The 12,155-nt window shown below is 71.2% G+C and carries 12 protein-coding genes and 1 tRNA gene; 5 read left to right on the top strand and 8 right to left on the bottom strand.

The window, feature by feature from the left end; all coding sequences use genetic code 11:
* Positions 1 to 132: 132 nt before the first annotated feature.
* From PT931_RS19415 to PT931_RS19400, 4 genes are all read right to left on the bottom strand, one after another.
* A tRNA-Arg gene (locus PT931_RS19415) sits at positions 133 to 207 on the bottom strand.
* 44 nt (positions 208 to 251) lie between these two features.
* Entirely contained in the window at positions 252 to 896 is a 645-nt protein-coding gene (locus PT931_RS19410) for a DUF3105 domain-containing protein (protein WP_456247146.1), read from the bottom strand.
* A gap of 1,102 nt (positions 897 to 1,998) precedes the next feature.
* Positions 1,999 to 2,265, bottom strand: coding sequence for a 30S ribosomal protein S20 (gene rpsT, locus PT931_RS19405; protein WP_363728877.1), 267 nt, complete (start codon positions 2,263 to 2,265; stop codon positions 1,999 to 2,001).
* 255 nt (positions 2,266 to 2,520) lie between these two features.
* The gene (locus tag PT931_RS19400; RefSeq protein WP_456247145.1) at positions 2,521 to 3,492 is read right to left on the bottom strand and encodes an aminoglycoside phosphotransferase family protein; all 972 of its coding nucleotides are present in this window, start codon (positions 3,490 to 3,492) and stop codon (positions 2,521 to 2,523) included.
* Between the two features lie 90 nt (positions 3,493 to 3,582).
* On the opposite strand from PT931_RS19400, the gene lepA reads away from it, so the two are divergent.
* Positions 3,583 to 5,445 (top strand): translation elongation factor 4, encoded by a 1,863-nt coding sequence (gene lepA, locus PT931_RS19395; protein WP_456247144.1) that lies wholly within the window; start codon positions 3,583 to 3,585, stop codon positions 5,443 to 5,445.
* Positions 5,446 to 5,448: 3 nt separating this feature from the next.
* The gene (locus PT931_RS19390; RefSeq protein WP_456247143.1) at positions 5,449 to 6,441 is read left to right on the top strand and encodes a coiled-coil domain-containing protein; all 993 of its coding nucleotides are present in this window, start codon (positions 5,449 to 5,451) and stop codon (positions 6,439 to 6,441) included.
* Between the two features lie 111 nt (positions 6,442 to 6,552).
* Here the strand turns inward: PT931_RS19390 and PT931_RS19385 are convergent, their stop codons facing one another.
* Positions 6,553 to 6,897, bottom strand: coding sequence for an ArsR/SmtB family transcription factor (locus tag PT931_RS19385; protein ID WP_456247142.1), 345 nt, complete (start codon positions 6,895 to 6,897; stop codon positions 6,553 to 6,555).
* 75 nt (positions 6,898 to 6,972) lie between these two features.
* Between PT931_RS19385 and PT931_RS19380 the strand changes: the two genes are divergently transcribed.
* Entirely contained in the window at positions 6,973 to 8,052 is a 1,080-nt protein-coding gene (locus PT931_RS19380; RefSeq protein ID WP_456247141.1) for an NADH:flavin oxidoreductase/NADH oxidase, read from the top strand.
* Between the two features lie 129 nt (positions 8,053 to 8,181).
* On the opposite strand, the gene hemW is transcribed toward PT931_RS19380, so the two are convergent.
* Complete coding sequence (gene hemW / locus PT931_RS19375) at positions 8,182 to 9,375, bottom strand: radical SAM family heme chaperone HemW (protein ID WP_363728869.1); 1,194 nt, start codon at positions 9,373 to 9,375, stop codon at positions 8,182 to 8,184.
* A gap of 18 nt (positions 9,376 to 9,393) precedes the next feature.
* Here hemW and PT931_RS19370 point away from each other — a divergent pair, with 18 nt between their 5' ends.
* Together PT931_RS19370 and PT931_RS19365 are read left to right on the top strand one after the other, a co-directional pair.
* Positions 9,394 to 10,170, top strand: a complete 777-nt coding sequence (locus PT931_RS19370) for an enoyl-CoA hydratase-related protein (protein WP_456247140.1) — start codon at positions 9,394 to 9,396, stop codon at positions 10,168 to 10,170.
* An 11-nt stretch (positions 10,171 to 10,181) separates the two neighbouring features.
* Positions 10,182 to 11,021 (top strand): hypothetical protein, encoded by an 840-nt coding sequence (locus PT931_RS19365; protein ID WP_456247139.1) that lies wholly within the window; start codon positions 10,182 to 10,184, stop codon positions 11,019 to 11,021.
* Here PT931_RS19365 and PT931_RS19360 read toward each other — a convergent pair.
* Together PT931_RS19360 and PT931_RS19355 are read right to left on the bottom strand one after the other, a co-directional pair.
* Positions 11,011 to 11,550: a DUF4870 domain-containing protein gene (locus PT931_RS19360; RefSeq protein WP_456247138.1), complete on the bottom strand. Its 540-nt coding sequence runs from the start codon at positions 11,548 to 11,550 to the stop codon at positions 11,011 to 11,013. The genes PT931_RS19365 and PT931_RS19360 overlap by 11 nt on opposite strands.
* 53 nt (positions 11,551 to 11,603) lie before the next feature.
* Positions 11,604 to 12,035 (bottom strand): DUF4870 domain-containing protein, encoded by a 432-nt coding sequence (locus PT931_RS19355; protein WP_456247137.1) that lies wholly within the window; start codon positions 12,033 to 12,035, stop codon positions 11,604 to 11,606.
* Positions 12,036 to 12,155: the final 120 nt, after the last annotated feature.

Raw genomic sequence — 12,155 nt, 5'->3', positions numbered from 1 at the left:
CTTGGACGTCCATTTGACGTAGAAACCCGTAGGCGGGGCCGGATACAGCCGTGGCTAGCCGGATGCGACGAAAGAAGCCCCTGACTGCCATATTGGCTGGTCAGAGGCTTCTGTGTACTACCCGGAAATCTGTGGTGCCCCCGGCAGGATTCGAACCTGCGCTTCTGCCTCCGGAGGGCAGCGCTCTATCCCCTGAGCTACGGGGGCCCTTGCGAACCTCGGAAAGATTAGCAGACCACCCCCTGCCCCCACTATTCGGTAGCCCCGCCCGAGCACACCGCCCCGGGCTCCAGCGACGCGGTCAGCCGGTACTTCTGGATGAACTGCCCGATCCGCTTGTCCGTCGGACTGTCCACCGCCAGCTGGTACCCCCAGGCCTGCAGTGAGATCTTCGCCCCCTGCCCCGGGAACGGGCTCATCATCATGTAGTCCACCCCGCGCACCTTGGCGGCGAGCTTCTCCACGTCCGAGGCCACGACCCGCTGCGGGTCATAGGTGATCCACACGGCCCCGTGCTCCAGGCTGTGCACGGCCTTCTCCGAAGTGATCTTGCGGGGGTACACGTCGCCCATGCAGTTCTGCCACTGCGGGTTGTGCGGCCCGCCGGCCGGCGGCGTCATCGGGTAGGTGACCTCCCCGGGCGTGTGTGTCGCCGCGAGCCCTCCGGGCGTGGTGGCCCGATAGTCGACCAACCCCGAAATACCCTTCCCGGAGGTACTGGTCGCCGCGTCGTCCTCGCCGTTCAGCACCCAGACGAGCGCCCCGACCCCGACCAGCACGATGACGAGCGTCACGGCCACCAGCCCGACGATGAGCCCCACGTTGACCCCGGACTTGCCCGTCGACGGCACCGCGTACCCGGGCGTCCCGTAGGCCGGCTGCCCATACGGCGGCACCTGCCCGGCCCCGTAAGGCCCAGGCTGGGCACCGTAGGGTCCGTACTGCCCAGGCTGGGCCCCGGGCGCGTAAGGGCCGGCCTCGACCCCGTAGGCCCCGGGCTGCCCGGGCGGGTAAGGACCGGTCTGCACCCCGGTAGCGGCCCCGTAAGGACCGGGCTGCGCGCCCGGACCAGCGTTGTAAGGACCGTCAGGACTGTAGGTGGGCACGCCGGGAGCCTGGCTGTAGGGCCCAGGCTGACCCCCGGGCGTCGCGCCGTAAGGACCGCTGGGCGCACCGGGACCGGCCTGGTGCGGAGCCCCCTGCCAAGCCGCCTCGGCCGGAGCCCCCGGTGTTCCGGACGGCCCCTGCCCGGGCGTGACCCCCGAAGGCGAAGAACCCCCGGACCAGACCTGGCCAGGTACCTGCGGCGCATGGCCGCCCCCCAGCTGCCCCTGATCCGCGGAACCCGACCCGGGCTGACCCCACTGGCCGGACTGACCAAGTTGGTCGGCCTGCCCAGGCGCGGAAGAATGCGCGGCCGGACCCGGCTGGTGCGGTGCCGAACCATGTCCGGGGCCGGGCTGGCCGGCGGGGGCGATCGGCGTGGTCGCCCCATCCGGCGCGCTGGCCGGAGCGGGGGGCACGGGAGTGCGCGCGTCTTCGGCAGGCCACAGCGGCAGGTCGCGGGAATCCGCGGGCGGCCCGGACTGCGCGGGAACCGCCGACGGGTTCTCCGCCTGGTTGTCCGGCCACAATGGCAGGCCGCCCTCGGCGGGAGCCGGGACGGCGGGCGGGTCAGGTTGCGGCTGGTCCTGCGAAGGCGTCGTCACGGACGCATCCTAGCGTGACCCTAAGCGCACAACGTGACGCAAACGACACCCGCCCGGCGCCCGCACGACCAGGAAACGGAGAGGCGGGACCCGCCTGGCCTGCCCAGCGCTATGGCTTGGCGCCTGACCAGCCAGGTCGACCGGCTCGACGGCCAGGTGAAGGTGCGCGGCTGGCGAGGATGGACCGCAGCGCCGAGCCGGCAGAGCCGACCACGGCACCGGGCTGGCGGGGCAGGGAACGACACTGAGCCGCCCCAGCCAGGCTGGGGCGGCTCAGTGTGTGGTCTGACTAGGCAGACAGCTTGACGAAGTCGGAAGCGATCGACGACTTCCGGTTCGCGGCCTGGTTCTTGTGGATGACGCCCTTGCTCGCAGCCTTGTCCAGCTTGCGGGTGGCGTCCTTCAGGAGCTCACCAGCAGCCTCGACGTTGCCGCCCGTAACCGCCTCGCGGTACTTACGGATGGCGGTCTTCAGCGAAGACTTGACCGCCTTGTTGCGCAGGCGAGCCTTCTCGTTCTGCCGGTTGCGCTTGATCTGGGACTTGATATTCGCCACGCGACACAGCCTCGGTCTTGTGAGTCGGGTCATTTACCAAACGCACGCCGTCTCCACGGATCAGATCCACGAATGGGCACGCGCGAATTGCAAGGTTACCAGCCCGCGCCGGCCCGACCAAAATGAGCCCAGCTCCGAACCGGTCCCCACCATGCTCCACCCCAGCTCAGCCCGCCTGCAAGCTGGGTGCGCGGAGTCGGGGCCAGGGCGCCGAACAGGCCGCTGGCCCGCCTGCCGGGAGCTCGCCCGTGCCGGTCAGTCGACTTTCCAGCCGCGCCGGGAGGCGATCCACCGCACCGTGGCCTCCCCCGACCACGTCTGGTGCTGCCGCAGCCACGGTGACCCCGGGATGTACTCGTGCGACCCGGCGACCACCCAGTACCCGGCGACGGCGGCGAGCAGCGCGTCCACCTGCTCGGGCGCCACCCCGGACAGGGCGGGCTGCCGGGCCAGGAGTGCGGAGGTGTCCCGCCCGGCGGCGTACGCGGGCACCAGGAGGGCCGGCAGGTCGAACCAGCTCGCCGCGAGGGACGGCCAGTTCCAGTCGCAGAACCACGGGGCGCCGGCCGCGTCGAGGACGACGTTGTCCATCCGCAGGTCGTGGTGGACCACCGCGGTGCCGGCCGTGGCCGTGGCCCAGTCGTTCTCGAGGTGTGCGAGGGGGACGATCAGGTCGCGGGGGAACCAGTCGCCGAGGATCCGGTCGGGGATCTCGCCGGCCGCGATCCGGCGCCAGCCGGCGAAGGCGGGGCCGTTGTCCTCCTCCGCTGTGTGCAGGCCCACGTCGAGGAGCGCCCGCGGAGGAGTGGCCAGAGCGTCGATCACGTCGTGCCAGGCGGCGAGGACCCGGTCCAGGTCGTCGAGGCCGGGCATCCGGGCGCCCTCGATGGCGTCCAGCGCGAGGATGACCCAGTCGTCGGTGTCGGCGAGCCAGTGCACGCGGGGGACCGGTACCCCCGGGGGAAGAGCCTGGTTGATCTTTGCTTCTCTGCGGTAGCAGTCGGCGATGACCGGATTGTCCGTGCCGCTGACCGCTTTGACGAAGAGGGCGCCGGCCGGGCCGCGCACCACGGAGGCGAAACCGCCGGAGAAGCCGCCGCCGGCCGGGGGGCCCGCGGTGACCGGGCCGCCGAGGCGGTCGGCGACCAGGGCGCGCACGGCCGCGGGCAGGGAATTCCAGTCGGGGCGGACGGCGGTGGAGGTGTAGTCGACCCCTGGGTTACGCATGGTCACGATCGTGCCCCAGCCACCAGCCGGCCCGCCACGCGGTTTGTGGGATCATCGGAGGCAGCCCACGCCCATCGACCCGAGGACACCGTGCCAGTGAAGCTCGACCCAGGCGCGACGGAACCCGGATACATCCGGAACTTCTGCATCATTGCCCACATCGACCACGGCAAGTCGACCCTTGCCGACCGGATGCTGCAGTTGACCGGTGTGGTCGACCCTCGGCAGATGCGGGCGCAGTACCTGGACCGGATGGACATCGAGCGTGAGCGCGGCATCACGATCAAGAGCCAGGCCGTCCGGATGCCGTGGACGATCAAGGAGGGCGAGCAGGCCGGGTACCAGGCCGTGCTCAACATGATCGACACCCCGGGGCACGTGGACTTCACCTACGAGGTGTCCCGGTCGCTCGCCGCCTGTGAGGGCGCCGTGCTGCTGGTGGACGCCGCGCAGGGCATCGAGGCGCAGACTCTCGCCAACCTGTACCTGGCGATGGAGAACAACCTCAAGATCATTCCGGTGCTGAACAAGATCGACCTGCCGGCCGCCCAGCCGGAGAAGTACGCGGAGGAGCTCGCCCACCTGATCGGCTGCGAGCCCGAGGACTGCCTGCGGGTCTCCGGCAAGACCGGCGCCGGCGTCGAGCACCTCCTGGACGAGGTCGTCCGGCAGATGACCCCGCCGGTCGGGGACGCCGACGCGCCCGCCCGCGCCATGATCTTCGACTCGGTCTACGACGTGTACCGGGGCGTGATCACCTACATCCGGGTCATCGACGGCCACATCACGGCCCGGGACCGGATCAAGATGATGTCCACCGGCGCCGTGCACGAGCTGCTGGAGATCGGGGTCAGCTCCCCGGAGCCGCAGAAGCACCCCGGGCTGGGCGTCGGCGAGGTCGGTTACCTGATCACCGGCGTGAAGGACGTCCGCCAGTCCCGGGTCGGCGACACGGTCACGCTGAACTCGCGGCCGGCCACCGAGGCCCTGGGCGGGTACAAGGACCCGAAGCCGATGGTCTTCTCCGGGCTCTACCCGCTCGACGGCTCCGACTACCCGGAGCTGCGCGAGGCCCTCGACAAGCTGAAGCTGAACGACGCGTCCCTGGTGTACGAGCCGGAGACCTCCGCGGCGCTCGGCTTCGGGTTCCGGTGCGGCTTCCTCGGGCTGCTGCACCTGGAGATCATCCAGGAGCGGCTGGAGCGCGAGTTCGGCCTCGACCTGATCGCGACCGCCCCGAACGTGGTCTACCGGGTCACCACGGACGACGGCGAGGAGATCGTCGTCACCAACCCGAGCGAGTACCCGACGGGCAAGGTCGCCTCCGTCTCCGAGCCGGTGGCGCGGGTCACGGTGCTGGCGCCCAACGACTACGTCGGCGCGATCATGGAGCTCTGCCAGGGGCGGCGCGGCGTGCTCCAGGGCATGGACTACCTGTCGGCCGACCGGGTCGAACTCCGCTACCTGCTGCCGCTCGGCGAGATCATCTTCGACTTCTTCGACCAGCTCAAGAGTCGGACGAAGGGCTACGCCTCGCTGGACTACGAGCCCTCGGGCGAGCAGGTCGCCGACCTGGTCAAGGTGGACATCCTGCTGCAGGGCGAGCCGGTCGACGCGTTCTCCGCGATCGTCCACAAGGACAAGGCCTACACCTACGGGGTCTCGATGACCTCGAAGTTGCAGAAGCTGATCCCGCGCCAGCAGTTCGAGGTGCCGATCCAGGCGGCCATCGGTTCGCGGGTCATCGCCCGGGAGAACATCCGGGCCATCCGCAAGGACGTCCTCGCGAAGTGCTACGGCGGTGACATCACCCGTAAGCGCAAGCTGCTGGAGAAGCAGAAAGAGGGCAAGAAGCGCATGAAGATGGTCGGCCGGGTGGAGGTCCCGCAGGAGGCGTTCATCGCAGCGCTGAGCACCAGTGACGGCCCCGAGAAGCCGGGTGGTAAGAAGTAACCCATGTCATTACGTCGTCGTGTCGCCGCATTGATGGCCGTTGTGATGGCGGCCACCCTCCTGGCCGGGGCTCCGGCCCAGGCCGACCCCGAGGGCGGCACGAAGGCGCTGCGCGACGCCCTGGAGGCCGCCTCCAAGGGGTACCAGGACGCGAAGACCGCCATCGCCAACGCCAAGAAGCGCCAGGGTGAGCTGTCCGTCGAGGTGACGAACAGCGAGGCCAAGGTCAAGGACCTGGTCGTGGCGGTCGGGCGGTTGGCGGCGGCGCAGTACCGGGGCGGCACGACGAGCGAGCTCAACGTCCTGTTGAACAGCACCTCCGCCGACTCGTACCTGCAGTCGGCGTCCACCATGCGGTACATGTCCGAACGGGACGCGCGCTCGATCACCGACCTGAAGAAGGCCCAGGCGGCGCTGACCCAGCAGCGCAAGGACCTCGACGCGGCGATCAACGAGCAGGAAGCCCAGCTCAAGGAGCTGAAGAAGCGCCAGGAGGACGCCCTCAAGGCGCTGCGGAACGCCGGCGGCGGCGACCCGACCCTCGGGTTCGGCGAGCTGCCGGCGGGCGCCTCGCCGGCCCCGCGCAACCCCGACGGCAGCTGGCCGTCCGAGGGCTGTTCCGTGAAGGACCCGACGACCGGCGGCTGCATCTCGCCCCGGACCCTGCACGCGTACAACGAGACGAAGAAGGCCGGGTTCAACCACTTCGTCTCGTGCTACCGGTCCGGTGAGGACGGTGGCGAGCACCCGCGCGGCCGGGCCTGCGACTGGGCGGCCAACACGTCGGGCTTCCAGGACGTGGACGCCAGCGGCGCCGACCGGGAGTACGGCAACCGGCTCGCGGCCTGGTACATCTCCAACGCGGACCGGCTCGCGGTGCTCTACGTGATCTGGTACCGGCAGATCTGGATGCCCGGCACCGGGTGGCGGTCCTACTCGGGCGGTGGCGGTCCGGCCGCCGCGCACACCAACCACGTGCACCTGTCGATCCGCTAAGAACCTCTTCCGGGTACTGGATCTCCCACGGCGCCCCTCGGCGCGCCCGGGGCCGGCCCGCGCCCGCCGTCGGTGCTGGCCGCGCCCGCTCAGCCCGCGTGCGCCGCTTCCTCAGCCCGCGTGCGCCGCTTCCTCGGCCTGCGCGCCGCGCGCCGCGTTCAGCACGCTCGTCAGCACCCCCGGGAACAGCGCCTCCAGGTCCTCGCGGCGCAGCGTGCTCATCTTCGACGTGCCCTGGTAGTGCTGCGCGATGACACCCGCCTCCCGCAGTACCCGGAAATGGTGGGTGGTCGTGGACTTCGTCACCGGCAGATCGAAGGCGATGCAGGCCATGTCGCCGTGCCCGTCGGCCAGCATCGTCGCGATCCGCAGCCGCACCGGGTCGGACAGGGCGTGCAGCACCGCGGCGAGCGTGATCTCGTCCGTGGCGGGGTGTGGCAGGGCTCTCGGCGACATGGTTTCCATAGTACGACAGGCGTGGTAGTTTCACATCTGCCGTACTACGAAGCCTGTCGTACTAAAGGAGTGGCCGTGAGCGCCCTGTTCGAGCCCCTGACCCTGCGATCGCTCACCATCCCGAACCGGATCTGGATGGCCCCGCTGTGCATGTACAGCGCGGTCGACGGCGTACCCAACGACTGGCATCTCACCCACCTGGCGGCCCGGGCGGCCGGCGGCGCGGGCCTGATCCTGGTCGAGGCGACGGCCGTGAACCCCGCCGGCCGGATCACGCCCGGCGACCTGGGGCTGTGGAACGACACCCAGCGCGACGCGTTCGTCCGGGTGACCGACTTCCTCAAGACCCAGGGCACGGTCCCCGGCATCCAGCTCGCGCACGCCGGCCGCAAGGCCTCCGCGACCGCCCCGTGGGCCGAGGCGGCGACCGTGTCCGACGCGGACGGCGGCTGGACCCCGGTCGCGCCCAGCGCCGAGGCCTTCGACGGCCTGCGTGACCCCGCCGAGCTGACCGTCGAGGAGATTCGGGGCATCGTCGCCGACTTCGCCGCGGCCGCCCGCCGGGCACTCGACGCCGGGTTCCAGGTGGTGGAGGTGCACGGCGCGCACGGGTACCTGATCCACGAGTTCCTCTCCCCGCACGCCAACCACCGCACCGACGCCTACGGCGGGTCGTTCGAGAACCGGGCCCGGTTCGCGCTGGAGGTCGTGGACGCCGTCCGTGCCGTGTGGCCGGCGGACCTGCCCGTCTTCTACCGCACCTCGGCCACCGACTGGCTGACGGAGAACCCCGCCGACCCGCGCGACGGGTGGACCGTGGACGACACCGTCCGGCTGGCCGGGCTGCTCCGCGAGCACGGCGTGGACCTGGTCGACACGTCCTCCGGCGGCATCGCCCGGGACGCGAAGGTCGTCACCGGGCCCGGCTACCAGGTGCCGTTCGCGGCCCGGGTGCGCGCCGAGGCCGGGGTGGCGGTGGGCGCCGTCGGGCTGATCACCGAGCCGAAGCAGGCCGAGGACATCGTGGCGACCGGGCAGGCCGACGCGGTACTGCTCGGGCGTGAGCTGCTCCGGGATCCGTCGTGGGCGCGGCGCGCGGCGGTGGAGCTGGGGGCGCGGCCGGGGTGGCCGGTCCAGTACGCGTGGGCGCTCTGACGGATCCGCCGGGCAGCGGGTCCCGCGCTGCCCGGCCCCGGCCCGACATGGCCTGATGCGGCCCGCCCCGACCCGATCGGGGCTCGCGCCTCGCCGGGCCGTGCCTGGTCTAGCCGGCCGTGCCTGGCCTCAGGTCAGGTCGCGGATCACCGCGTCGGCGAGCAGCCGCCCGCGCAGCGTCAGCACCGCCCGGTCCTCGACCAGCGTCAACAACCCGTCCGCCACGGCCCGGTGTGCCGCCGCCAACCCGGCCCCGTCGAGCAGCGCCAACGGCAGCCCCTCGGCCAGCCGCAGCCGCAGCATGATCTCCTCGATCCGGCGCTCCTCGGCGGTGAGCAGCTCCCGCCCGACCCCGGGGGACACCTTGTCGGCCGCCCGGGCCGCGTAGGCGTTGGGGTGCTTCACGTTCCACCAGCGCACGCCGCCCACGTGGCTGTGCGCGCCCGGCCCGAGACCCCACCAGTCCCCGCCGCGCCAGTAGAGCAGGTTGTGCCGGCACTCGCCGCCGGGGCGGGCCCAGTTGGAGACCTCGTACCAGTTCAGGCCGGCGGCCTCCAGAGTGGACGACGCGGCCAGGTACCGGTCGGCGGCCACGTCGTCGTCCGGGTACGGCAGCTCGCCCCGCCGCATCCGCGCGGCCAGCCGGGTGCCGTCCTCGATGATCAGGGCGTACGCGCTGACGTGGTCGACCCCCGCGTCGAGGACGGCGTCGAGGGACGCGGCGAAGTCCTCGGGCCGCTCGCCCGGCGTACCGTAGATCAGGTCGAGGTTGACGTGGTCGAAGCCGGCGTCCCGGGCCTCCTGCGCGGCCTGGACGGCGCGGCCGGGGCTGTGTTTGCGGTCGAGGACGGCCAGCACGTGCGGGGCCGCCGACTGCATGCCCAGCGAGATCCGGTTGAAGCCGGCCGACCTGAGCTCCTTGAGCATCGTCGGGCTGACGGTCTCCGGGTTCGCCTCGGTGGTGATCTCCACGTCGTCGGTGAAGCCCCAGGTCGCGTCGATCCTCTCCAGCAGCCGGCCCAGCTCGGACGGCGGCAGCAGGGTGGGGGTGCCGCCCCCGACGAACACGGCGGAGACGGGGCGGGGGCCGCGGAGTACCCGGGAGGCGAGTTTGAGCTCGGCCAGCACCTGGTTGACGTAGCCGGTCTGGGTCACGCCCTCGCTCGGCGTGTAGGTGTTGAAGTCGCAGTAGCCGCAGCGGGACGCGCAGAAGGGGACATGGGCATACACCCCGAAACCGGATGAACCTGCGGCGGCGAGGGCGGAGGGGGGCAGCGAACCGTCCGTGGGGACGGGTGCACCGGAAGGGAGTACGCCTGGCATGCGACTAGTGTGCCGGTCATGGCCGAAGAACTCGTCAGGTACGCCGCCGCGGATGGCGTGGCGACTCTCACTCTCGACAGCCCGAGCAACCGCAACGCGCTCTCGACGCCCCTGATCAGGCAGTTCACCGACGCGCTCCGCCAGGCCCTGGCCGACGACGCGGTCCGGGCGATCCTGCTCGACCACGCCGGCCCGGTGTTCTGCTCCGGGGCCGACCTGAAGGAGACCGCCGCCGCCCGCGAGTCCGGTGAGGTGCCCGCCGCCGCGCTGGTCGACCTGCTCGCCGACCTCGTCGAGGCGCCCAAGCCGGTCGTCGCCCGGATCGCCGGCCCGGCCCGCGCCGGTGGCCTCGGGCTGATCGCCGCCGCCGACATCGCGGTGTGCTCGACGGCCGCCACGTTCGCTTTCACCGAGGTCCGACTCGGGGTGATTCCGGCGGTGATCTCCGCAACAGTCCTGCCCCGGCTCACGCCGCGTGCAGCCTCCGAGTTGTACCTGACGGGCGAGGTCTTCGACGGCCACCGGGCCGAGCATGTCGGACTCGTGACAGCCGCCGTACCGGAATCCGACCTCGATCCGGCGGTCCGCCGGTACCTCGACGCGCTCGTTCTCGGCGCACCTGGCGCGCTGGCCGGCGCGAAGGGCCTGCTCAGGGCCCCGGTACGCGAGAAGCTCCGTGAACTGGCCGATCTGTCCGCCGGATATTTCCTGTCCGCCGAGGGTCGGGAGGGTGTGGCCGCGTTCGCCGCGAAGCGTGTCCCCTCGTGGGTGCCGGAGCGCCCTACTAGCGCGTAGGGTGGTGTCCCATGCGGACCCGGACGTTACTCACCGTGTTGGCCGTTGGAGTCGTGCTGGTCTGTACCGGCGGCTACTTCGTGGCCCGTTTCCTGGGTGAGAACCTGAAGCTCCCGGTGTCCGGTAAGTCCTGCACGGTGACCGCCGGCGGCACGGTGACCCTCGACGCGGACCAGCTGTCCAACGCCGCGACCATCGCCGCCGTCGGCATCCGGCGCAAGCTGCCCGAGCGGGCGGTCGTGATCGCGCTCGCGACCGCCTGGCAGGAGTCGAAGATCCGCAACCTGTCGGGCGGGGACCGCGACTCGATCGGCCTGTTCCAGCAGCGGCCCTCCATGGGCTGGGGCACCCCGGAACAGATCGCCGACCAGAGGTACGCGACGGGCAAGTTCTACGACAAGCTCGTCAAGGTCCCCGGCTGGCAGGACATGCGGGTCACCGACGCCGCCCAGGCCGTGCAGATCAGCGCGCACCCCGAGCTGTACGAGCAGTGGGCCGAGAAGTCCGAGATCCTCACCCGGGCGCTCGGCGGCTCGGCGGGGCAGGCCGTGGCGTGCACCCTGCCCGGCGACCCGAAGCAGCAGGGTTCCGCGGCCGTCACCGCGCTGGCCGCCGCGCTCAAGCTCGACTGGGGGCAGGCGGGGGCGACCCGGGCGACGGCCATGGACCTCAAGCCCCGCGACGCCCAGGCCGGCTGGCAGTACGCGCACTGGCTCGTCGCGCACGCCGAGGAGCACGGGGTCCGGGCCGTGCGCTACGCGGGCATGGAGTGGACCCCGGGCGACGGCACCTGGCAGAAGAAGAAGGGCGCGACGGGTACGGAGACCGTCACCGCCGAGGTCAGCCCTTGATCATCCGGATCGTCAACGGGTACGTGTAGAACCGGCCCCGGCTGGCCGCCGCCCCCGCGATCACCGAGAACGTGATCGACACGACCAGCGGCACGAACGCGAGCAGGAAGACCGCGAAGAAGCCGACCCCGTTCGTGATCGCGCCGAGCCCGCAGGCCGCGACGAACGACACCAGGATCCAGCCCAGGGACCAGAAGATCATCGAGATGTGGAAGTTCAGGGCCTCGGCGGCGTTCGCCCGGACCCAGCCCGAGGTGGGGCCCTTGATCACGTACATCAGGATGGGGCCGAGGATGCCGGCCAGGCCCAGGTAGTGGGTCATCGCGGCGTCGGACATCTCCAGGCGGTGCGGGGCCGGGCCCGCGTACGCCGGGTCCGCGGGGTCGCCCGGGCCGCCGTGCCCGTAGCCGGAGCCCGGCCGGGCCTGGAACCGCGGCGGGGGCGGGGGCACCCGGTAGCCACCGGGGGCCGGCCGGGGCGGGTTCCACGGCGGGCCGGTGACAGGGAAGTCGTGATCGTTGTCAGTCACGACGTCAGGGTAGGCCAGGGCACCCCGGTAGGGGAGCCCTGCGCCCGGCCTACTTACTTGATCAGGTCGAAGTTGAACGGGTACTTGTAGAACTGCCCGTCGTTGGCCTTCACACCCGCGAGCACGCCGAACAGGATCGCGACCACGAACACGGCCAGGGAGACGACGCCCGCGAGGAGCGAGACCAGCCAGCCGACGCCGGGGATGATCCCCGAGCAGTTGTAGGCGATCACGAACAGGAACGCCACCGCGCTCAGCGGGGCCTGGAAGTTCAGGGCGGCGAGCGCGTGCGCCCGGACGGCCGGGGACTCCTTGCCCTTCGCCAGGAACGCCACCAGCGGGCCGACGAAACCGAGCACGCCGCAGGAGACGAAAGCGCCGACCGCGGCGCCGAAGGTGGCGACGAGTGCCCAGGTCTTCTCGTCGGAGTTGGCTGGTGGGGGCGGGGGATACCCGTAGCCAGGCGGGGGAGGGGGTTGCGTCATGCCGACAACCTAGTGGTCTTGATCACGGAAGTCTGTCAGCTGACAGCAAGCTGACAGCAGAGTCGGCACATGACTTGTCAGCGGTCGTAGACTGGCACTCACGCCACGGGAGTGCCAGGG

This window comes from Longispora urticae, assembly GCF_053902585.1.
This window is presented reverse-complemented; position numbering and strand designations above follow the sequence as displayed.

Bases quoted from the DNA above. Each gene is read 5' to 3' on its own strand.
- PT931_RS19400 (WP_456247145.1), bottom strand. From the start codon at position 3,492: ATGCGTAACCCAGGGGTCGACTACACCTCCACCGCCGTCCGCCCCGAC.
- PT931_RS19390 (WP_456247143.1), top strand. From the start codon at position 5,449: ATGTCATTACGTCGTCGTGTCGCCGCATTGATGGCCGTTGTGATGGCG.
- PT931_RS19385 (WP_456247142.1), bottom strand. From the start codon at position 6,897: ATGTCGCCGAGAGCCCTGCCACACCCCGCCACGGACGAGATCACGCTC.
- hemW (WP_363728869.1), bottom strand. From the start codon at position 9,375: ATGCCAGGCGTACTCCCTTCCGGTGCACCCGTCCCCACGGACGGTTCG.
- PT931_RS19370 (WP_456247140.1), top strand. From the start codon at position 9,394: ATGGCCGAAGAACTCGTCAGGTACGCCGCCGCGGATGGCGTGGCGACT.
- PT931_RS19365 (WP_456247139.1), top strand. From the start codon at position 10,182: ATGCGGACCCGGACGTTACTCACCGTGTTGGCCGTTGGAGTCGTGCTG.
- PT931_RS19355 (WP_456247137.1), bottom strand. From the start codon at position 12,035: ATGACGCAACCCCCTCCCCCGCCTGGCTACGGGTATCCCCCGCCCCCA.